This is a genomic window from Lysobacter sp. Root667, assembly GCF_001427715.1.
Taxonomy (GTDB): domain Bacteria; phylum Pseudomonadota; class Gammaproteobacteria; order Xanthomonadales; family Xanthomonadaceae; genus Lysobacter.
The window spans coordinates 311,166-332,023 of sequence record NZ_LMHF01000009.1 but is presented as its reverse complement, the minus strand read 5'-3'; the positions used below and the strand labels follow the sequence as shown (position 1 = coordinate 332,023).

The 20,858-nt window shown below is 70.0% G+C and carries 17 protein-coding genes; 2 read left to right on the top strand and 15 right to left on the bottom strand.

What is annotated here, in order from left to right; genetic code table 11:
• Nucleotides 1–133 precede the first annotated feature (133 nt).
• Nucleotides 134–1,246, top strand: coding sequence for a hypothetical protein (locus tag ASD78_RS05185; protein ID WP_056098835.1), 1,113 nt, complete (start codon nt 134–136; stop codon nt 1,244–1,246).
• A 140-nt stretch (nt 1,247–1,386) separates the two neighbouring features.
• Here ASD78_RS05185 and ASD78_RS05180 read toward each other — a convergent pair whose 3' ends face one another.
• Nucleotides 1,387–1,719 (bottom strand): hypothetical protein, encoded by a 333-nt coding sequence (locus ASD78_RS05180; protein WP_055903817.1) that lies wholly within the window; start codon nt 1,717–1,719, stop codon nt 1,387–1,389.
• A 289-nt stretch (nt 1,720–2,008) separates the two neighbouring features.
• Between ASD78_RS05180 and ASD78_RS05175 the strand changes: the two genes are divergently transcribed.
• Complete coding sequence (locus tag ASD78_RS05175) at nt 2,009–2,488, top strand: hypothetical protein (protein WP_055903820.1); 480 nt, start codon at nt 2,009–2,011, stop codon at nt 2,486–2,488.
• 9 nt (nt 2,489–2,497) lie between these two features.
• On the opposite strand, the gene ASD78_RS05170 is transcribed toward ASD78_RS05175, so the two are convergent.
• The 14 genes from ASD78_RS05170 to ASD78_RS05105 all read right to left on the bottom strand — a co-directional run bounded on the left by ASD78_RS05170 (nt 2,498) and on the right by ASD78_RS05105 (nt 20,755).
• Nucleotides 2,498–4,636 (bottom strand): tetratricopeptide repeat protein, encoded by a 2,139-nt coding sequence (locus ASD78_RS05170; protein WP_156087591.1) that lies wholly within the window; start codon nt 4,634–4,636, stop codon nt 2,498–2,500.
• 145 nt (nt 4,637–4,781) lie between these two features.
• On the bottom strand, nt 4,782–6,779 hold the full coding sequence (tkt, locus tag ASD78_RS05165) for a transketolase (RefSeq protein WP_056098827.1): 1,998 nt from the start codon (nt 6,777–6,779) through the stop codon (nt 4,782–4,784).
• Between the two features lie 199 nt (nt 6,780–6,978).
• Nucleotides 6,979–8,286: a dicarboxylate/amino acid:cation symporter gene (locus tag ASD78_RS05160; protein WP_055904097.1), complete on the bottom strand. Its 1,308-nt coding sequence runs from the start codon at nt 8,284–8,286 to the stop codon at nt 6,979–6,981.
• A gap of 224 nt (nt 8,287–8,510) precedes the next feature.
• Nucleotides 8,511–10,226, bottom strand: coding sequence for a BatD family protein (locus ASD78_RS05155; RefSeq protein ID WP_235566446.1), 1,716 nt, complete (start codon nt 10,224–10,226; stop codon nt 8,511–8,513).
• Nucleotides 10,223–11,950 (bottom strand): VWA domain-containing protein, encoded by a 1,728-nt coding sequence (locus ASD78_RS05150; RefSeq protein WP_056098823.1) that lies wholly within the window; start codon nt 11,948–11,950, stop codon nt 10,223–10,225. The genes ASD78_RS05155 and ASD78_RS05150 overlap by 4 nt, the downstream gene beginning before the upstream one ends.
• Nucleotides 11,947–12,963, bottom strand: coding sequence for a VWA domain-containing protein (locus ASD78_RS05145; RefSeq protein WP_055903828.1), 1,017 nt, complete (start codon nt 12,961–12,963; stop codon nt 11,947–11,949). Before ASD78_RS05145 ends, ASD78_RS05150 begins: the two co-directional genes overlap by 4 nt.
• On the bottom strand, nt 12,963–13,421 hold the full coding sequence (locus tag ASD78_RS21435) for a DUF4381 domain-containing protein (RefSeq protein WP_056098821.1): 459 nt from the start codon (nt 13,419–13,421) through the stop codon (nt 12,963–12,965). The genes ASD78_RS05145 and ASD78_RS21435 overlap by 1 nt, the downstream gene beginning before the upstream one ends.
• Nucleotides 13,421–14,335, bottom strand: a complete 915-nt coding sequence (locus tag ASD78_RS05135; protein WP_056098818.1) for a DUF58 domain-containing protein — start codon at nt 14,333–14,335, stop codon at nt 13,421–13,423. Before ASD78_RS05135 ends, ASD78_RS21435 begins: the two co-directional genes overlap by 1 nt.
• Nucleotides 14,336–14,387: 52 nt before the next feature.
• Entirely contained in the window at nt 14,388–15,383 is a 996-nt protein-coding gene (locus ASD78_RS05130; RefSeq protein ID WP_156087639.1) for a MoxR family ATPase, read from the bottom strand.
• Nucleotides 15,384–15,583: 200 nt separating this feature from the next.
• Nucleotides 15,584–17,584, bottom strand: coding sequence for a type IV pilus secretin PilQ family protein (locus ASD78_RS05125; RefSeq protein ID WP_056098811.1), 2,001 nt, complete (start codon nt 17,582–17,584; stop codon nt 15,584–15,586).
• A 15-nt stretch (nt 17,585–17,599) separates the two neighbouring features.
• Nucleotides 17,600–18,094, bottom strand: a complete 495-nt coding sequence (locus ASD78_RS05120) for a pilus assembly protein PilP (RefSeq protein ID WP_055903842.1) — start codon at nt 18,092–18,094, stop codon at nt 17,600–17,602.
• 53 nt (nt 18,095–18,147) lie between these two features.
• Nucleotides 18,148–18,864, bottom strand: a complete 717-nt coding sequence (gene pilO / locus ASD78_RS05115; protein WP_056098808.1) for a type 4a pilus biogenesis protein PilO — start codon at nt 18,862–18,864, stop codon at nt 18,148–18,150.
• Nucleotides 18,861–19,697 (bottom strand): PilN domain-containing protein, encoded by an 837-nt coding sequence (locus tag ASD78_RS05110; RefSeq protein ID WP_056098805.1) that lies wholly within the window; start codon nt 19,695–19,697, stop codon nt 18,861–18,863. Before ASD78_RS05110 ends, pilO begins: the two co-directional genes overlap by 4 nt.
• Complete coding sequence (locus ASD78_RS05105; RefSeq protein ID WP_055903851.1) at nt 19,697–20,755, bottom strand: pilus assembly protein PilM; 1,059 nt, start codon at nt 20,753–20,755, stop codon at nt 19,697–19,699. The genes ASD78_RS05110 and ASD78_RS05105 overlap by 1 nt, the downstream gene beginning before the upstream one ends.
• Nucleotides 20,756–20,858 lie beyond the last annotated feature (103 nt).

The following is a 20,858-nucleotide window of genomic DNA, read 5'->3' as shown; positions in this document are numbered from 1 at the left end:
CGTTCATCCTCGACCCGCGATCATGCTGCAACCGGCGGACGAAACTCGGCGCCGGGCGAGGTCGAAACCAGCGCCGGTTACCGTGGCAGCACAGCCGCGGATGCGGCCGGAACGTAACCAGGACGGGCAAGGCATGTCGAAGAGGTGGTCGTTCGCATCGGGGCTGTTACCGCTGTGCCTGCTGGCCGCGGCCTGCCAGCCGCGGGCGCCCAGCGACGACGCCCAGCCCGCGGCGGTGACTATCGGCGACCAGTCCGGCGACCGTTCCGCGGCGCCCGGCAACGCCGCGCCGGCGCGGGCCGACGTACTCAAGGGCACCTATTGGCCGCCGGCCAGGCTCGACGCCGGCGAAGCCTCGATCAGTTGCGAATACGACTACGCCCGGCATGGCGACGGCGAACCGCTCGCTTCGCTGGAATTCTTCAGCCTGGTCGACGCGCTCAGGGACTGCCAGCCGCGCGGCATGGTCCGGGTCCGCTACCGCGGCAAGATCGGCGCCGGCTTCACCGCCCTGGTCCAGCGCGTGGCGGCGATGGCCGACCGCATGGAAATCCCGACCCGCATCCTCGACCTGGATTCGACCGGCGGTCACGTCGAAGAAGCGATCCGCGCCGGCGACTCGATCGCCGAATCGCATTGGGCGATCTGGATCCGCGAGGATTCGCTGTGCCACAGCGCCTGCGTGCTGGTGCTGGCCGCCGGCGACACCCGCTCGATTTCGGGCAAGGTCGGGATCCACCGCCTGATCCGCGACCGTTCCACCGCGACCTCGCGCGCCGAGCTCAGCGCCGAGCTCAAGGCGATCAATACCCAGGTCCGCGATTACTTGGAACGCAACGGCGTCGCCACCGCGGTCGCCGACCAGATGATGACGGTCGCCAACCGCGACCTGCGCATCCTCAGCGAAGCGGAACTCAAGGAATACGGCCTGGCCGGCAGCAACGCCGCCCAGGACGATCTCGACCGGATACGGGTCGGACGCAAATGCGGCGAAGACTTCATGCGCCGCCGCGACGCCTTCCGGCGCGACTTCGACAAGCAGTGCATGCAGGTCGGCCAGGCCTTCGAAGCCATGGCCGAATGCGGCCTGGCCCTGCGCCAGCGTTACGGCTTCCCGGATGCGCGCTGCGCGCAGGACAGCCCGATGTCGGAATACGACCGCTACCCGGGCCGCTTGGAAACCGATGAGCCGAAACCCGCGCAACAACGCGTGATCAGCGTGGCCGACAAGCCCGCGCGCCGCTGACGGCCGCGCCAGCCGGTTCGATCCGCCGCCTGCGTTCCAGCCTGCGGCGCCCTCAAGGAAAGACATCGGCGCCCCGGGGGAGTCCGGAGCGCCGATGCCGATACGCGACGGCCTGCGATCCCTCGCGGCCGTGGACCGCTTTACATCGGCGAGCAGTCGGTCCAGCCGGACGCGTAGGCGGCGCTCATCTCGGCGATCAGGGCGCTGTGGCAGTTCGCGTACGAAGTGCCGTAGACGTCGTGGCCGGTGCGGAAGGTGGTGCCGACCTCGCCGATGTGTTCGATGCCGTCGCCCCACACGGTGTATTCGGTGTAGTAGCTGCCGCGCCAGGTGCCGGTCTGCGGGCCGCTCGGGTCGCGGTCGTTGATGACCCGGCCCGGCACGCCGTTGGCGGCGCTGGCGGGATCGGAGGCGAGGCCGGCACCGAGCAGCACGGTCGTCATCAGGGCCAGGTTGAACAGCTTGAGCTTCATATCGGTCTCCAGGTGGGACCGCCGTGGCACGGCGGTCGGACGATGCGGGTTCCCGGGCAGCGACGCGATCGCGGGCCGACCGGGCCGGATCACGCTAGGGTCGGTGCCGCCCGCCCACCAGAACGCAGCAGGGACCAAACCGGACCGCGGCGGGAACGAATCCCGGCGATGTTTCGAAGAATCAATCGCTTGGCGTGGATTCGTGCCCCGTTTCGCCCCCGAAACCAATGGAGCCCCGGCGCGGCCGACGCCTACACTGGCCGGGTCATCCACACACCGTGATCGAGCCATGACGCGTCATTGCCTGCCCCGCCTGCTCGGCCTGAGCCTGTTGTTCGCCACCTGCGCCCACGCCCACGACCCCCTGGCCAAGAGCAAGAACTGGTGCCTGGACCCGAACGCCTCGCCGCAGATCGTCAGCACTTTCAGCATCACTCCGGCCGCGCTGGCGCAGTACCGCGCCGAGCACGCCCCGCTGCTGGGCCAGGAGGCATCCGGCTACTGCGTTCCGGAAAAGACCTGCGGCATCGTCGACGAGTGGTATTGGGCCAACCAGGCTGCGCACGACCAGTGCTCGGCGCTGGGCGACAAGTCGATGCAAAGCCCCAGTCAGCAGGCCATGCCCTTCGTCCAGGGGCCGGCCGACTTCAATCCCGACAACGGCAGCCACCACGACCTGTACCGTTTCAAGGACGGCGACCTGCGCGGCGTGTGCGTGGTCTGCGTCGACAACCGGGTGCCGGGCGAAGTGCTCGCGCCCGATAGCTGAGCGCGGCGTTCACACCAGGGCGCGGCGGCGGGTGTAGGCCAGCGCCGCGTCGACCCGGCGCTGCAGTTCCTCGCGCTCCTGCGGCGCCATCGTGCAATGTCCGAGCACGTAGTAGGCCGAACGCAGCACATCGCGCCAGCGCGGTTGCCGCGGCAGCTTGGACAAGACCAGATAGCGCTCCATCGCACGCACGCGCAAGCGGCCTTCGTCGATGGTCACGCGCCAGATGCGGCTGCGTTCGGCCAGTTCCAGCCGGCTGCTGCCGGTGCTGCGTTCCCAGGTGTCGACCACCGCCAGCATCAGTTCCACCAGGGTGCGCCGGAAGTCTTCGCGCATGCGCTCGTCGCGGGCGGGATCGGCGTCGCCCGCGGTCCCGTCCGCGAGCGTCGCCATCGGCGTGGAGGCCGCGGAGGCCTCGCGCAATCCGAGCACGATCAGGCCGTCGCCGCGTTCCCAAGGCGTGAGCTGGGCCTGCAGGCGCACGGCGCCGTCGCGGCGGGCGAATTCGAAGGTCTGCGCGCTCGCATCCTCCATCCGCTCCAAGGCCGCGGCCAGCGACTCGCGATCGGCCTCGCCGACGTAGTCGCCCAGCGCCTGCCCGACCGGCGACTGCGCGACCGGCGACAGCCCGTCCGCGTCGAGCAGGCCGCAGGCGGCGCGATTGGCGGCCAGCACCTGGCCTTCGGCATCGACCAGGCAGACCGCATCCTGGCGGCTGTCGAGCAGGGCCTGGAGCAGGCTGCGGTCTTCGGCCAGGGCATCGGCGGCGTGACGGTAGCGCGCCAGCGCTTCTTCCTGGCGCACCTGGCGCTCGGCTTCGAGCAGGCGCGCGCGCTGACGCCGGCGCATCAGCAGCAGGCCCAGCGCCAAGGCTGCGGCCAGCGTCGCGGCCAGGGTCAGCCACAGCAGCAAGGTGCGCTGGCGCAGTTCGACCCGGCGCAGTCGGTTCTCGGTTTCCAGCGCGGCGATGGTGCGGTCGCGTTCGGCGGTTTCGAAGCGCGTGCGTAGCCAGCCCAGTTGCCGGTCCTGCTGCGCCCGACTGAGTACACGCTCCTGCTCGTGGCTGCGACGCAGGGTGGCGATGGCGGCGCTACGGTCGCCTGCGGCCTCCTCCGCCAGCGACAGTTCCTGCAGCAGCGCGATGCGTTCGACGCCGCCTTCGGGCAGGGCCGCGATCGCTTCGTGCAGGCGTGTCGCCGCCGCGGCGGCGCGGCCTTCCAGGCGCTCGCTGCGTGCGATCTGCAATTGCAGCGACGCCGGCAAGGCCAGATGGTGTTCGGCCGCGATCGCGAACGCGGCCAGGCGCCATTGCCGCGCCTGCGCGATGTCCGCGCGTGCCAGGGCGGCGCGCATCAGGCCCGCGTACACGCGCAGCTCGTAGGCGCGATTGCCGGCCTGGCGGTAGGTCTGCAAGGCCTCCTGCAGCCACTGCTGGGCCTGCGCGGCGTCGCCGCGATCCAGGCTCAGCTCGCTCAGGCTTTCGAGTACGTGCCCGGCTTCGACCCGGTTGCCCTGGGCGCGGAACGCCGCCAGCGCTTCGCGGTAATGCCGGGTGGCCTCGTCGGGGTCGTCGAGTTCCCGGTACACATCGGCGATGTTGTTGAACACCGCGCCGCCGACCTCGCCCCGGGCGCGCTGCATCTGCAGGCTCGCGGTCAGCGTGCGCAAGGCGCCGCGGAAATCGCCGAGCCGGCGCAGCGCGCTGCCGACGTTCCTCAGGTCGCGCGCGATCGCGTCTTTGTCGTCGTGCGCGGTCGACAGCTGCAGCGCGCATTCGAAACGTCCCAGGGCTTCGGGAATCAATTCGCGGCGGTAGGCGAGCACGCCGCGCTGGCGCATCAGTTCGTAACCCAGCTCCCAGTCGGGATCGCGACCGATCGTGGCCTCGGCGCAATCCAAGGCCTGTTCGGCCTGCTCGAAGCGGCCGCTGCCGATTTCGTTGCGCGCCTGTGCGAGCAGGGCTTCACCGGTGCGCGCGACCGTCGACAGGTCGGCGCCCTCGGCCAGACCGACCCGGCGCGGACAGCTCGCCGGATCCGGCAGCGGTCGCGGTGTCGGGCTGGCGTCGCAGCGCGTGGGCGGTGCGGCCGCCAGCGCGCTGCCGGTCGCGATGCACAACAGCATCGTCCCGGACAGCGTCGCTCCCAACAGCCGCACTCCCAACAGCCGCGCCCAGAGCGGGACGGCATTGCGCCGCAAGGTTTGCGGCGGCGATGCCTGCTCCCGCGCCGGGCCCGCGATCAACCGTCGCGCTCCGGCGTTGCGGCCCCGATCATCGCGGGCATCCTAGGAATCAGAGCGCCTTCGCCGCCGCGACCACGCGTTCGACGGTGAAGCCGAAGTGCGGGAACAGGGCTTCGGCCGGAGCCGAGGCGCCGAAGCCGTCGATGCCGATCACGGCGCCGTCCAGGCCGACGTACTTGCGCCAGAAATCGCTGACGCCGGCTTCGATCGCGACGCGCTTGCGCGCCGCGTTGGGCAGCACCGATTCGCGGTAGTCCGCGTCCTGACGGTCGAACACGTCGCTGGACGGCATCGACACCACGCGCACCTTCACGCCTTCGGCGGCGAGCGCGTCGGCGGCCTGGGTGGCCAGGCCGACTTCGGAACCGGTCGCGATCAGGATCAGCTCCGGGGTACCGTCGCTGTCGCGCAGCACGTAGCCGCCGCGGCCGATCTGCTTTAGCTGCTCGTCGCTGCGCGGCTGATGGGCCAGGTTCTGGCGCGAGAAGATCAGGCAGCTGGGGCCGTCCTTGCGTTCGATCGCAGCGCGCCAGGACACCGCCGACTCGACCGCGTCGCAGGGACGCCAGACGTCGTTGTGCGGGATGTAGCGCAGGCTGGCCAGGTGCTCGATCGGCTGGTGGGTCGGGCCGTCCTCGCCCAGGCCGATCGAATCGTGGGTGTAGACGTGGATCGCGTGGGCGCCCATCAGCGCGCTCATGCGCACGGCGTTGCGCGCGTAGTCGCTGAACACCAGGAAGGTGGCGTCGTAGGGAACGAAGCCGCCGTGCAGGCTCAGGCCGTTGCTGATCGCGGTCATCGCGAATTCGCGCACGCCGAAATAGATGTAGTTGGCGTTCGGATCGTCGCTGGCGACCGACTTGCTGCCCTTCCACAGGGTCAGGTTGGAATGGGCGAGGTCGGCCGAACCGCCGATCAGTTCCGGCAGCAGCGGCGCGAAGGTCTCGATCGCCATCTGCGAGGCCTTGCGCGAGGCGATGGTCTGGCCGTCGGCCTGCAGCTTGGCGATGTAGGCATCGGCGTCGGCGGCGAAGGTTTCCGGCAGATCGGCGTGCGAGCGGCGGGTCAGTTCGGCGGCTTCGGCCGGGTACTGCGCGGCGTAGGCGTCGAACAGGCGGTTCCACTGGTCCTCGCGCACCATGCCGGTGCTGCGCGAACGCCAGCCGTCGTAGATCGGTTCCGGAATCTCGAACGCCGGGTGCGGCCAATGCAGCGCTTCGCGGGTGGCGACGACTTCGTCCTTGCCCAGCGGCGCGCCGTGCGAGGATTCCTTGCCGGCCTTGGCCGGCGAGCCGAAACCGATGGTGGTGCGGCAGCAGATCAAGGTCGGCTTGTCGGACTTGGCCATCGCGGTGTCGATGGCGGTCTTGATCTCGACCGGATCGTGGCCGTCGACGTTGCGGATCACGCGCCAGCCGTAGGCCTCGAAGCGGGCCGGGGTGTCGTCGGTGAACCAGCCGTCGGTGTTGCCGTCGATCGAGATCTTGTTGTCGTCCCAGAACGCGACCAGCTTGCCCAGGCCCCAGGTGCCGGCCAGCGAGGCGGCTTCGTGCGAGATGCCTTCCATCAGGCAGCCGTCGCCCATGAACACCCAGGTGCGGTGATCGACCACGGCCAGTTCGGGACGGTTGAAGCGCTGCGCGAGCAGCTTCTCGGCCAGGGCCATGCCGACCGCGTTGGCGAAGCCCTGCCCGAGCGGACCGGTGGTGGTTTCCACGCCCGGGGTCATGAAGTTCTCGGGGTGGCCAGGAGTCTTGGACTCGAGCTGGCGGAAGCGCTTGAGGTCCTCGATCGACAGGTCGTAGCCGGTCAGGTGCAGCAGCGCGTACTGCAGCATCGAGCCGTGGCCGTTGGAGAGGATGAAGCGGTCGCGGTTGAACCACTTCGGATTGTTCGGATTGTGGTTGAGGTAATCGTTCCAGAGCACTTCGGCGATGTCGGCCATGCCCATCGGCATGCCCGGATGACCGGAGTTGGCGGCCTGCACCGCGTCGATGGCGAGGAATCGGATGGCGTTGGCGAGGTCGCGGCGGCTGGGCGTCGTCATGGCGTCGGGCACGGGGTCTTCTGGAGGCGGGAGGCGGCCGCGCGAGCGGCTGGACCAGCCGGGCGGACTCGCCATTGTCCCATCCGCGCGCCGCCCTGTCGCGCCGGATCGGCCGGTCCGGTGCCCGGAAACGGCAAAGCCCGCCGTAGCGGGCTTTGCGGATCGTGCCGGGGCGCCGCGCAGGCGCCACGGGCCGGGCTCAGTCGGCCAGGCGCTCGATCGGCGGGTCGCTCTCGCCGCGCGAGACCACCGCGGCCACGGCCAGGTCGCCGGTGACGTTGAGCGTGGTCCGGCACATGTCGAGGAAGTGGTTCACGCCCAGGATCAGGCCGATGCCTTCCGGCGGCACCCCGACCATGCCGCAGATCAGCGCGATCACCGGCAGCGAGCCCGAGGGCACGCCGGCGGTACCGATGCCGCCGAGGATGCAGACGAACATCACCGTGACCTGCTGCGCCAGGCTCAGCTCGACGCCGAAGAACTGCGCCAGGAAGATCACCGTCACGCCCTCGAACAGCGCGGTGCCGTTCTGGTTGGCGGTCGCGCCCACGGTCAGCACGAAGCGCGACACCCGTCGCGGCAGGCCGATCTCGTCGGCCACGCGCAGCGCGGTGGGCAGGCTGGCGTTGCTGGAGGCGGTGGAGAACGCCAGCAGCATCAGCTCCTGCGCGCCGCGGAAGAACTTCAGCGGCGACCAGCCGCCGAGGAAGCGCAGCGCCAGCGAATAGGTCACGAACAGGTGCAGCGCCAGCGCCAGCACCACCACCACGACGTAGCTGGCGAGCTTGGCCAGCAAGTCGGCGCCGAACACCACGGTCATGTTGAACATCAGGCAGAACACCGCGTACGGCGCCATGCGGATGACCAGGCCGATCAGGGTCATCGACACTTCGAACAGGCCCTGGATGCCGCGCTTGAGCGTGTCCACGGCCTCCGAGCGGGTCAGCACCATGCCGATACCGACCATCAGCGCGAAGAACATCACTGCCAGGATGGTGTTCTCGGCCGCGGCCTTGACCACGTTGTCGGGCACGATCGACAACAGCATGTCCATGCCCTTGGGCTGGCTGCCGACGTCGCTGACGATGGCCTTGGCGCGTTCGGCGTTTTCGGCCAGCAACTGCTTCGCCAAGGCCGGATCGACGCCGGCGCCGGGCTGGATCCAGTTCACCAGCACCAGGCCGATCGCGACCGCGATCGCCGACATCAGCACCGTGAAGGCCAGCGTGCGCCAGCCGATGCGGCCGAAGGCGCGCACGTCGCCCATTTCCGACACGCCGATCACCAGCGCCGAGAACAGCAGCGGGATCACCAGCATGAAGATCAGGCGCAGGAAGATCGTCGCCAACGGCTGGGTGACATAGGTCGTGAGGGTCTTGACCCAGCCCGCGTCGCCGCCGACGAGGTAGTGCACGAGCAGGCCGAGCACCATGCCGGCCGCGAAACCGATCGCCATCTTCCAGTGCAACGGCAGCTTCTTGGGCTTGGCGCCGTCGGCCCCGGTCATCGCTTCGGTCATTTGCGTACTCCCCGACTTGAACCCGCGGAGCTTAGCAAACCTGCCCGATCCGGCCTGCCCTGCGCCCCAGGCTGAACGAAGGGGATCGCTACCGTAAACACGCCAAGCCTCCGCAGCAGCCGTGCTGTGGGGTAGGAGCGGCGTAAGCCGCGACCCGTGTGCCCATCGGAGTTGCGCGGTCGCGGCTTACGCCGCTCCTACCCCAGGGCCGGCTAGCCCGGCGGATACAGCGGCGGCAGCGGCGAGGCCGCCACCGCGGCGACAGCGCGCCAGCGCGGCCCCTGCGCGAACGCGGAGCGCAATTGCGCGCGCGCGGCCGGGCCATCGCCACCGGCCCATCGCGCACGCTGCATCGCCTGCAGAGCCTCGCGCTGGGCGGGGTCGTCCAGGCGCGCGATGACCTCATCGATATCCGCCGCCGGCGGGTTCGCCAGGGCGCACAGCGCGGCCGCGACCTCGCCGAAGTCGCCGCTGTCCAGCACCTGCCTGAGCGCGCCGCGACGGCCCGACGGCGGCGCCGCAGGCGGTTCGCCCGCCACCGGCAGCGGCGGCGCTGCGCCGGCGCGGACGGCCGCCGGATGCGCGCGCAGCTGCAGCGCCCAGACCAGGGTCGCCAGCCACAGCGCCGCGAACACCAACGTCGCCAGCGCCCACCAGCGCGCGGCCGGATCCTGCGCGATCGCCGCGATCGGCGAAGCGTTCGCGCCGGCCTTGGCCTCGTCCGCAGCGGGCGCCGGCAACGGCGCCGGGGCCGATCCGTCGGCGGCGGCGATCTTCCAGGTCAGCGCTGGTAGCTGGGTGCTGCGCGCCGTGCCCGAGCCCACGTCCCACCAGCCCAGGCGCAGCCCGTCCAGACGCGCCTCGCCGGTGCGCGAAGGCACCAGCGAGAACTTGCGCGTGAGCTTGACCCGCGGCCGGCCGTTGGCGAAGTTTTCGTCGGATTGGACCGGTTCGGCGAACACCTGCACGCCGTCGATCGGCGGCAGCTGCAGTTCCGGAATCTGCGCCGCGGTGGCGCCGTCGGCGGTGACCTCGACGGTCAGGGTCGCGGCGCTGCCCGCGCGCAGGTCCTGCGGCGCGGACTGGTAGCGCAGCTGCAGATCGCGCAGCGGCAGCCAGGGCTGCGGTGCGTTGGCCGGCATCGCGCGTACCTGCAGGCGCCGCGGCGTGGCCGCGACGCGCAGGGTGTCGCCGTTGCCGCCGAACATGTCCTCGAAGAAATTGGGCGCGCTGCGGCCTTCGAAACGCGCGCCCGGCACCTGCACCACGCCGCTGCGCTCGGGCACCAGCAGGTAGCGGCGCTCGACCACGTTGTAGCGGCGCCCGCCGAGTTCGCGGGTGTACTGCGCGTCGTCGCCGATGCGCTGGAACGAGGCGCCTTCGGGCGCCGGCTGGTCGAGCTGACCGGCCACGATCGGCACCGCCGAATACAGCCGCACCACCCAGCCCACCGCCTGCTGCACATAGGGATCGGTCGCGTCGGCTTCGCTCTCGATGAAGACGTCGTCGCCGGCGTGCGCCGGCGCGCGCGCGGCCACCGGCGCGACCACCAGGGTCAGCGCCGCCGTGCGTTCGCCGCCCACGCTCAGCGACGGCACCGTCAGGCGTCCGTCGCGGCGCGGGCGCAGGGCCACGCCGTACAGCGAGCGGGTGACGAACTGGCCGTTGCTGCGTTCGAACGAACGCCGGCTGGTGTTGTTGCTGACCTCGAAGTCCTTGGCCAGCGGCGAGTAGTCGGGACCGGCGCCGCTGAGCGAGGTGGTCTCGATGTTGAGGGTCACGGTTTCGCCGGCGTTGACGGCGTCGCGGTCCAGCCACGCGCGCGGCTGCGCGAGCGCGCCGAAACTGGCGGCGCACAGCACCAGCCACAAGACGAACAGACCGGCGGTGCGGGCGTGGACGGACGGCATGCGCGGCATCGCGGTCATTCTCCTTGCTCGCCCAGAACCTGGCGGCGTTCGTGCTCAATACGGAATTTCTCGCGCAGCAGACCGCCCGGATCGTCCGGCACGCGCCTGAGCCAGGCTTCGTTGGCGACCCGGATTTCGCGCTGCTGGGCGGTTTCCTTGCCGCGCGCGCGCGCCTGCGCCGGCTGCTCGGCGCGCGGCTGTTGCTGCAAGGCGCGCTGCATGCGCTCGCGCTGGGCGCGGTCGGCCTGTTCCTGCGCCTTGGCCGCGGCGGAGGGATCGGATTCGGATTTGGAACCGGATTCCTCGCGCTCGGGCTTGGGCTGATCCTGGGCCGGCTTCTGCTGTTTCTGCTGGCCCTGCTGCGGCTTCTGCGGTTGGTTCTGCTGGCCTTGCCCGCCCTGCGACGACTGGTTCTGCTGCGACTTGTCCTTGGGCGGCGGCTTGCGCTTCATCGCCGCTTCGACCGCGCGCTTGTTGGCCAGCGCATCGGGCATGCCGGGTTGCAGGCTCAAGGCGCGGTCGTAGGCGGCGATCGCCTGCGGGTACTGCCCGGCCTTGGCCAGCGCGTTGCCGAGGTTGTATTGGGCATCGGCGCTGTCCGAGCTGCGGTACAGCTGCGCGGCGCGCGGGTAGTCGCCGCGGCGGTAGGCCTGGGTCGCGTCCTGCATGCGCTCGTGGACGAGCTGGTCGGGACGACGCCATAGCTCGGCCGCCCGCGCGGGTTGCCAGGGCAGCCAGGCGCACAGCAGCAGTGCGGCGAGCGCGCCGCTGCGGCGACGAAACGCGAACAGCGCCAACAGCAGCAGCGGCGGCAACAGCCAATAGCCTTCGTCCTGCCAGGTACGACCCTTGCTGCCCTTGGCCGCGGTGGCATCGGTGGCCTTGGGTTCGAGCACGCCCAGCGCGCGCAGATCTTCGTCGTCGCCGCTCATGGCCGCGTAGCTGCCGCCGCCAGCGCCGGCGAGATCGCGCAAGGTGGCCGGTTCGAGCTTGACTCCGACGATGCTGCCGTCGCTGCGGCGGATCGCGGCCCCGGCGGCGCTGCCCAGGCCCAGCGCGGACACGCGGTAGCCGTCGGCCGCGGCTGCGGCCGCCGCGGCGCGGGTGCGCGCATCGCTATGATCGGTCAGCAACAGGATGTCGCCGCGCTCGAAGCCGGCGCGGCGCAGCAAGCGCGTCGACCAGACGATGGCGCGATCGCCGCGCTGGCCGTCGACCGGCATCACGTCGGGATTGAGCGCGTCCAGGAACAAGGCGACATTGGCCGCGTCGTCGGTCAGCGGCGCGACGGTGAACGCATCGCCCGCGTAAGCCACCAGCCCGACCTGACCGCCGTCGCGCTCGCGCAGCAGGGTCGCGATCTTGGCCCGCGCCTGCGCCAGGCGCGTAGGCGGCAAGTCGGTGGCGAGCACGGCGCTGGACAGATCGAGCGCGATCACCAGCGGCGCCCGGCTCTGCCACAGGGCCTGCTCGGTCTGGCGCCAACTCGGGCCGGCCAGCGCGAACACCGCGAGCACGCCGGCGAGCATCGCCAACCAGGCGCCGTAACGCGTGCGCTTGTCCTGCCCGGCTTCGAGCAGGTGCGGCAGCAGGTGCGGATCGACCACATCGCGCCAGGCGCTGGCGCGACGCCGGCGCGCGCGCCACCACAATGCGATCAAGGGCAAGGCCAGCAGCGCCCACAGCCAGTGCGGACGCAACAGGTGCAATTGCGAGAACGTCCCCATCCAATCGCCGCTCATGCGCGTCGCCTCCCTTGCAGGGCGAACGCCAACAGCGCCAGCACGAACGCGGCCGCGAGCGGCCAGACGTAGCGCTCGATGCGCGGGCGCACGGTCTCGCCTGGGCGCTGGATAGGCTCCAGCCGATCGATCTCGGCGTAGATACCGGCCAGTTCGGAGGTGTCGCGGGCGCGGAAGAAACGCCCGCCGGTCTGCTTGGCCACCGCGCGCAGGGTGGTCTCGTCGATGTCGTCGCCGCCACCGGGTATCGGCAACTTGATGCCGAGCACCGACAGCGTGCCGTCGCCGCCGAAGGCGATGGTGTGCACGCGCACGTGATCGGCGCTGGCCAGTTCGGCTGCCTTCTTGGGCTCGATCGCACCGGCGGTGTTGACGCCGTCGGTCAGCAGGATCAGCACGCGCTGCTCGGCGGGCTGCGAGCGCAGGCGCTTCACCGCCAGCGCGATCGCGTCGCCGATCGCGGTTTCCTGGCCGGCCAGTCCGACCACGCTGTCGGCGAGCTGATCGCGCACGGTCGCGCGGTCCAGGGTCAGCGGTGCCAACGCATAAGCGCGACGGCCGAACACCAGCAGGCCGACACGGTCGCCGACCCGGCGTTCGAGGAAGTCGTTGAGCACCGCCTTGGCCGCGGTCAGGCGATCCACCGGGCGATCGCCGAGTTCCATGTCCGGCTCGCGCATGCTGCCCGATAGATCCAGGGCCAGCATCAGATCGCGGCCGACCTGGGGCGGCTGCACCGCGTCGCCGAGCTGTTGCGGCCGCGCGGCGGCGATGCAGAGCAGGATCCACGCCGCCCAGATCAGCCAGCCCGGGCCACGCCCGCGCACGCCGTGCCCGCCGACGGCCGCGACCGCATCCAGGCGTTCGCCGAACGGTACTTTCAGCGCCGCCGAGCCGTCGCGCGCGGCCGGCAGCAGCCAGCGCGCCAGCCACGGCAAGGGCAGCGCGAGCAGCCACCAAGGCCACGCGAACAGGTCGCGCGCATCGGCCAGGGCGCGGGCGAGCGCGTCCATCATCGGCCTGCGCCCATCAGTTCGAGGAAGCGCGTGCGCACCAGCTCGCGCAAGGTCTCCGCCTGCAGAGGATCGACGTCGCGGCGGTAACCGCCGTCGAGCAGCAGACGGCCCGCGGCCTCGACGAACTGCGGCGACTTCGCGCTGCGATCGAGAAAGGCCAGCCAGTCTTCGCCCTGCAGGCGGTCCGCCGTCGCGTCGCGGCGGCGCGCGGCACGGCGCAATAGTTCCGACATCGCCGCGACCTGCGCCGACGGCGTAGCCGCTTCGGCCAGCGCATCGTCGAACACACGCTCGATCGCGCGCCGCCGGCGCTGCCGGCGCGCGCGCCAGAACCACACCGCGGCCACGACCAGCAGCGCGGCCGCGAACACCATCCACCAGCCCGGCGCCGGCGGCCACCAGGACGGCGCCACGCTCTCGTGCACGTCGCGCAGGAGCAGGGTCGGATCGGCCATCACGCCACCAGCGGCCGTGCCCGGCCCAGCAAGGGCAACCAGGATTCACTGGGCGCATCGGTGGACAGGGCCTGCACACGCACGCCGCGCGAGGGCAGTTTTTCCAATGCGGCCGCGACTGGTGCGGTGAATTCCTGGGCCCAGCGCCGGCGCTGCGCGGGCACGCCGAGATCGACTTCGATCCGGCGCTCGCCGCTGCGGAACGGCAGCGCGGATTGCGGCGGCGCGTTTTCCAAGGGATCGGTCAGCAGCAGCACGATCACTTCGTGGTGCTGGGCCAGTGCCGGCCAGCGCCGCTCGGGCACCTGCTCCAGGCTGCGCGGATCGGCCAGCACGACCAGGCGCGAGCCCGGCCGCAGCAGACGCGTGGCGTGGTCGAGCGCGACCGCGAGACCGGCGTCGTCCGCGGGCGGTTGCGCGTACCAGCGCACCAGCGCGTCGAGCGCGCGTAAGGCGCCGCGCGGTCCCGACGCCGGCGCCACCGGCGCTTCGCGCAGGCTGCCGCGCAACGCGGCGATGCGGTCGCCGTCGCGCGCTGCCGCCCAGGCGGCGATCGCGCCGGCACGCGCGGCCTGGACCGACTTGAAACGCACGCGGGTGCCGAAATACAGCGCCGGCGAGGTGTCGGCGACGATCAGGCTCAAGCGCTCGCGTTCGGCCTGGAACAATTTGGTGTGGGCGCGGCCGGTTCGGGCGGTCAGGCGCCAGTCGATGTGGCGCGCATCGTCGCCGTTCGAATATTCGCGCGATTCGGCGTACTCCATGCCGCGTCCGCGCAAGGGCGACAGCGCATGGCCGCTGACCCCGTGACGGCCCAGGCGCGCATTGCGGCGGCCGCCGACGGCGGCGCGCAGCGCGACCAGTTCCGCCAATTGCGGACGCAAGCCGTTGGATTCGGTGGACGCAGCGCTCATGGCGATCCTGGACCGGGGCCGCGCGCCACCAGCGGCGACGCGTCGCGCCGGCTCACGGCAGCGGCACCCGCTGCAGCAGTTCGGCGACCAGGCGGTCGCCGTCCCAACCCTCGGCGGTGGCTTCGTAGCTGGGCAGGATGCGATGGCGCAGCACCTCGGGCGCGATCGCGCGCACGTCGTCCGGGGTCACGTAGTCGCGACCGGCCAGCCAGGCATGCGCGCGCGCGCAGCGCTCCAGCGCGATCGAGCCGCGCGGGCTGGCGCCCCAGGCGATCCGGCGCGCGAGCGCGGCGTCGTAGCGCGCGGCATCGCGCGAGGCCAGCACCAGTTCAATCAGATAGCGCTCGACCGCGGGCGCGACGTGCAGCGACAGCACCGCGGCGCGCGCCGCGAACACGTCGGCCAGCGGCATCTTGGTCACGACCGGCGCCACCGTACGCAGCGAGTCGCGTGCGCGTTCGCGCGCCAGGCGCAGGATCTCGGCTTCCGCGGCCGCTTCCGGGTAGCCGATGCGCACGTGCATCAGGAAACGGTCGAGCTGGGCCTCGGGCAGCGGGAAGGTACCCTCCTGCTCGATCGGGTTCTGGGTCGCCATGACCAGGAACAACGGCGGCAGCGCATACGTAGCCCGGCCGACCGTGACCTGGCGTTCGCCCATCGCCTCCAGCAGCGCCGACTGGACCTTGGCCGGGGCGCGATTGATTTCGTCGGCGAGCAGGATGGGATGGAAGATCGGCCCGGCCTGGAACTCGAAGCGGCCGTCCTGCGGACGCCAGACCTCGGTACCGGTTAGATCGGCCGGCAGCAGGTCGGGGGTGAACTGGACGCGGGCGAAGTCGGCCTCCAGGCGCGCCGCCAGCGCACGCACCGCGCTGGTCTTGGCCAGGCCGGGCGCGCCTTCGACCAGCAAATGGCCGTCGCCGAGCAGGGCGATCAACAGACGCTCGATCAGCGCCGCCTGGCCGACGATCTCGGTCGAGAGCGCCTCACGCAGTCCGCGGAAGGCATCGTGCAGGCGCGCCAGTTCGGCATCCGGCAGGGCGGGCATACGGACCGGCGCGGTGCCGGCGAGGATTTCGGGGGTTTCCATCGGCGTTCCGACGCGGGGCGAGGTCCGATTTTGACCGAACTTGGCGGCCGGGGTTCACCCAACCAATGGCACGTTCAGCTCATCGCTCCCTTTCCGACCCCGAAAACGCGAAGAGGGCCCGAAGGCCCTCTTGCGTACCACGTCCGGATCGGCCGCGCTTAGCGCTGCGCGACCTTGAGCACTTTCGGCGTCACGAAGATCAGCAGCTCGGCCTTTTCCTTGGAGCGGCCCTTCTTCTTGAACAGGTTGCCCAGGAAGGGGATGTCGCCCAGGAACGGCACCTTGGTGACGTCGCTGCGGTCGCGGAACTCGTACACGCCGCCGATCACCACGGTCTGACCGTCCTCGACCAGCACCGCGGTGTTGACCGAGCGCTTGGCGATGATCGGCACCTGGCCGATCGAGGTGTTCAGGGTGCCGTCGACCTCGTCCTTCTTGACCGCCATGTTCAGGAACACGCGGCCGTCGTTGGTGATGGTCGGGGTGACCTTGAGCTCCAGCAGCACGTCCTTGAACTGGACGTTCGGGATCGGCGTGCTGTTGCCGCCCTGCTGCGGGGAGATCGTCACGTAGCCCACTTCCTGGCCCTGGCTGATCACCGCTTCGCGCTGGTTGCTGGTGACGACGCGCGGGTTGGAGATGACTTCGCCGCGGCCTTCTTCCTGGATCGCCGAGAGCTCGATATCGAGCAAGTAACCGGCGTTGAGGATCGACAGCGCCAGCGAGCCGGCCGGGTTGTCGACGCCCAGGTTGGTCATCAGGCCGCGGGTGATCGAGCCCAGCGTACGCACCGGCGGCGAGCCGACCGAACCGCCGTTGAGCCAGTCGCGGAAGGCGTTGGCATAGGCCGTATCGGCGGCGACCTGCGAATTGCGGGTCGCGGTGTTGGCGTCGAGGTTGCCGCTGAAGTAGGAATTGTCCTTGTTGCCGCTGATCCCGAACTTGGCGCCGAGTTCGCGCGAGACCGATTCGGTCGCGATCACGATGCGGGCCTCGATCACGACCTGGTCGACCGGGCGATCGATCACCCGAACCAGTTCGCGCATCTGCTGAACCTTCTTCGGGATGTCGCTGATCATCAGCGTGTTGGTGCGCTCGTCGGCGACCAGTCGGCCGCGCTGCGAGAGGAAGCCGTTCTCGTTCTGGCTCTGACCGCCGCTACCGCCGCCGCCACTGCCGCTGCTGCCGACGCCCTTGGCCTCGGTCAGCGCTTTGTAGATGGCCGTTGCGTTGTGGTAGTTGATCTGGATGTACTCGGTGACCAGGTCGACGCGGTTGTCGAGCGCGATGCGCGCGTCTTCCTTGTCCTGCTCGTACTTGGCGACTTCGGCCTGCGGCGCGATCCACACCACGTTGCCGCTGCGGCGCTTGTCCAGGCCCTTGGCCTGCAGGACCAGATCCAGCGCCTGATCCCAGGGCACATTGACCAGACGCAGGGTCACGTTGCCCTGGACCGTGTCGGCGGCGACCACGTTGAGGTTGGACTCCTCGGCGATCAGCTGCAGCACGGTGCGCACCGGCACGTCCTGGAAGTTGAAGGTCACCGGGCGGCCGCTGTAGCCGCGCTTGGCCGAGTCGGTCGCACCGCCGCCGGCGGCGCCGACTGCGCGGCTGCCGACGGCCGAGGCGGCCTTGGGCACGATCTCGACGATGTACTCGCGACCGGTCTGGTAGGCCAGCGATTCGAAACCGCCGTTGGTGTTGAGCACCAGCTGCGTGCCGTTACCGCTGGCGCGCGCGTCGATGCGCTGGACCGGGGTCGCGAAGTCGGTGACGTTCAGCGGACGCTGCAGCGCAGCCGGCAACTGGGCGTTGCCGACGTTGATGATCACGCTCGAGCCCTGGCTGCGCAGGTCCGGCGCGGCGCCGTCGCCGCTGAACTTCAGGATCAGCTTGCCGGAGCCGCCGTCGCCGCGCTTGAAATCGATGTTCGCGACCGAGATCGCGCCCGGCAGCTGCTTGGCCGGATCGAGGCTGTGCGCGGGAGCGACCACAGGCGCGGCGGGAGCCGCGACCGGTGCCGCGGCCCCGGACGCCGGCGTCGCGGCGTGCGCGGCGCTGAGTCCGGCGAGCAAACCGACCACCAGGCCGGCGCTGCGCGTGCTGAAAGCCAAGGGGCGCCGGGCCGGCCGCGAGCATTTGGCGTTGAATACGGTCATCGTGCTATCCCCCAATCAATTGTCTTCTAACGCCACGGTGGCGGGACGTTCCAGCCAGCCACCGGCGCCGTCCGGCACCAGTTCCACCAACTCGATCCGGTCTTCGGACACGCTGGTCACCCGACCGTCGTTCTGCCCCATGTACGCGCCTGGCCGCACCCGGTAGGTCACCTTGTCGGGCGCCATCACCAGGGCGATCACACCGGGACCACGGCCGAGCGTGCCGACCATGTCCAGGCTGTCGAGCGGGAACTGTTCCAAGGTCTGCTTGCGGCGCGTGGCGTCCGGACGCGGACCGTTGCCGCCGCCCTGGTCGGTGAACGCGTTGCTGAACGGATCGCGCATCGCCTGCGCGGCGTATTCGAAGGTTTCGAACTGCTGCATCACCGGCAGCGGATCCAGCGGCGGAGCCGGACGCGCCTTCACTTCGGCGACCCACTTTTCCAGGTTCGGCGCATCGCCCGGCGTACTGGTGATGCCGCGCGAGCAGGCGGTGGCCGCCAGCAGCATCGTCGCGGCGATCAGGACGCGACCGCGAGCGCCTGCGTTGAATGTCGTACGCATCAGCCGCCCTCCTTCTTGTCGCCAGTGGGCGCGGCAGGCGCGGCCGCGGCGGCGTTAGGATCGCCGTTGGCCTTTTCCTGCGCCGACACTTCTTCTTCGTCCAGGTAACGGTAGGTCTTGACCGTGCCGGCCAATTCCAGCGGACTGTTGGGCGTGATGACCGCGGACTTGTCGCCGGCCGCAGCGCCGCGCGGACGCAGCGAGATGTCGTGCATGGTCATGATGACCACGCGCGGCAGCGAGGCGACGCCGCTGACGAAACCGCCGAACTGGTGATAGGTACCCACCATGCGCAGCGCGATCGGCTTCTCGGCGTAGAAGTCCTTGGGCTGCTCCGGACCGGGCTGGAACAGTTCGTTGGTGATGCCGGTGGCGAGCGCGGTCTGCGAAATGTCGACGATCAGGTCGGGCATTTCGGTCTTGCTCGGCAGCTGGCGCAGCATCTGCTGCAACTGCTGCTCCATCTGCACGAGCTGCTGCTTCAGCGGCTCCAGATTGGCGGCGCGGCCCTGCTTGGTCTCGAACTCGGTGCGCAGTTCCGTCTCGGTGCGCTCCAGGCCTTCGAGCTGGGTGCGCTTGTCGCTGACGAACAGGTACCAGGCCAGGCCCACGATCACCAGGCCGACGATCACGCAGAAGCCGATTTTGGCCTGCTGCGGCCACGACCCCATGTTGTTGAAGTCGAGGTCCTTGAGCGACATCTTCTTCTGGCTCACGATTCGGCCCCCTTGTTGTTGCCAGCGGCCGGCGCCGTTTCCGGCGGAGCCTGGGCGGGCGTCGGAACGCTGCCCGGGGTGGTAGCGGGCTTCGGTGCGGCGGCGGGCGCCGCGGCCGGAGCCACCGGAGCGATCGCGGCCGGAGCGGTCGCGCCTGCCGGAGCGTTGGCGGCCGCAGGTGCAGCAGCGGCCGGAGCGGCGGCGTTGGCGGCGGCGGCCTCGGCCACTGCAGCCTCGGCGCCAGCGGCCGGCACATCGGGCTGGCCGTCGCCGTCCTCGTCCTTGGGCGCGTTCGGGTTGGCCAGCTTGACCTGCAGCTTGAACTCGTACGGCAGGCCCTTGTCGGTGCCCTTGGCCTCGATGATCGACAGGTCGGGGCTGGTCATCCAGCCCGAGCCTTCCAGGTTGCGCATGTAGGTACTGACGCGGGCGTTGGACTGCGCGCGGCCTTCCAGGGTGAGGGTGTCGGCGTCCTGCTTGATCGCCGTCAGCACCGCGCCGTCGGGAATGGTGCGCACCAGCGAGTCGAACAGGTGCACCATCTGCGAACGGTTCGACTGCAGCTGCTCGATCACTTCCTTGCGCGCCAGAAGCTTCGACTTCTTCTTGTCGAGCTCCTCGATTTCCTTGATCTGCCGGTCGACCTCGGCGATGCGATCCTTGAGGAAGTTGTTGCGCTTGTTCTGACCGTCGATCTGACCGCTGTAGAACATCACGATCAGGCCCGACAGCACGAGCGCGCCCAGAACCGCCATCACGATCATGGTGACGAATTCTTTCTGCCGCTGTTTACGGCGTTCGGCTCGCCACGGGAGCAGATTGATCCGTGCCATCAGTCGAAGCTCCTCAATGCGAGGCCGCAAGCGATCATCAACGCCGGCGCATCCTGCGCGAGCGCGTGCGCCTGCACGCGCGGACCGAGCGTCATGTGCGCCAGCGGGTTGGCGATGATGGTGGGCACGCCCAACTGCTCTTCGACCATCTCGGCGATGCCGGGGATCGAGGCGCAGCCGCCGGCGAGCACGATCTGGTCGACGCGGTTGAACTCGCTGCCGGCATAGAAGAACTGCAGCAGGCGGCTGACCTGCTGCACCATCGCTTCCTTGAACGGCTCCAGCACTTCGGCCGAGTAGCTCTCGGGCAGGCCGCCCTGGCGCTTGGCCAGGCCCGCCTCCTCGTAGCTCAGGCCGTAGCGGCGCATCACCTCGTCGGTGAGCTGCTTGCCGCCGAAGACCTGCTCGCGGCTGTAGAGGCTGCGGCCGTTGCGCAGCACGTTGAGCGTGGTCATGGTCGCGCCCGAGTCGATCAGGGCGACGATGCCGTCTCGCGGCGTGCTGAGGTGGTCGGCGATCAGCGCGAACGCGTTCTCGATCGCGAAGGCCTCGACGTCCATGACCTTGGGGGTCAGGCCGCCGAGCTCCAGCGCCGAGGCGCGGACTTCGACGTTTTCCGAGCGCGACGCGGCCAGCAGCACCTGGATCATGTCCGGGCTGTTGGGCATCGGGCCGAGCACCTCGAAGTCGTGATTCACTTCTTCGATCGGATACGGCACGTAGTTCACCGCCTCCAGCTCGACCTGCGACTCGAGTTCCTCGCCGTCCAGGTCTCCCGGCATCGGGATCACCTTGGTGATCACCGAGGACCCGGCGACCGCCGCGGCGGCGTGCTTGGACCGGGTGCCGGACCGTGCGACCGCCCGCTTGATCGCCTCGCCCACCGCCTCGACCTCGACGATGTTCTTCTCGACGACGGCGTTCGGCGGCAGCGGCTCGACAGCGTAATGCTCGACCCGGTAGCGGTTGCCGGCTCGGGAGAGCTGCAACAGCTTCACTGCGGTCGAACTGATATCCACACCGACGAGGGCCGGCTGGCTTTTTGTGATGACGCCCACTGTTTTCTCCCCATGCCACAAGCGCTTACGCGCACTTCGTGTGGCCCCGCCTTAGATAACGGACTTTTCACAGGCTGGCAACCATTTCTTTCTGGAATGCCAA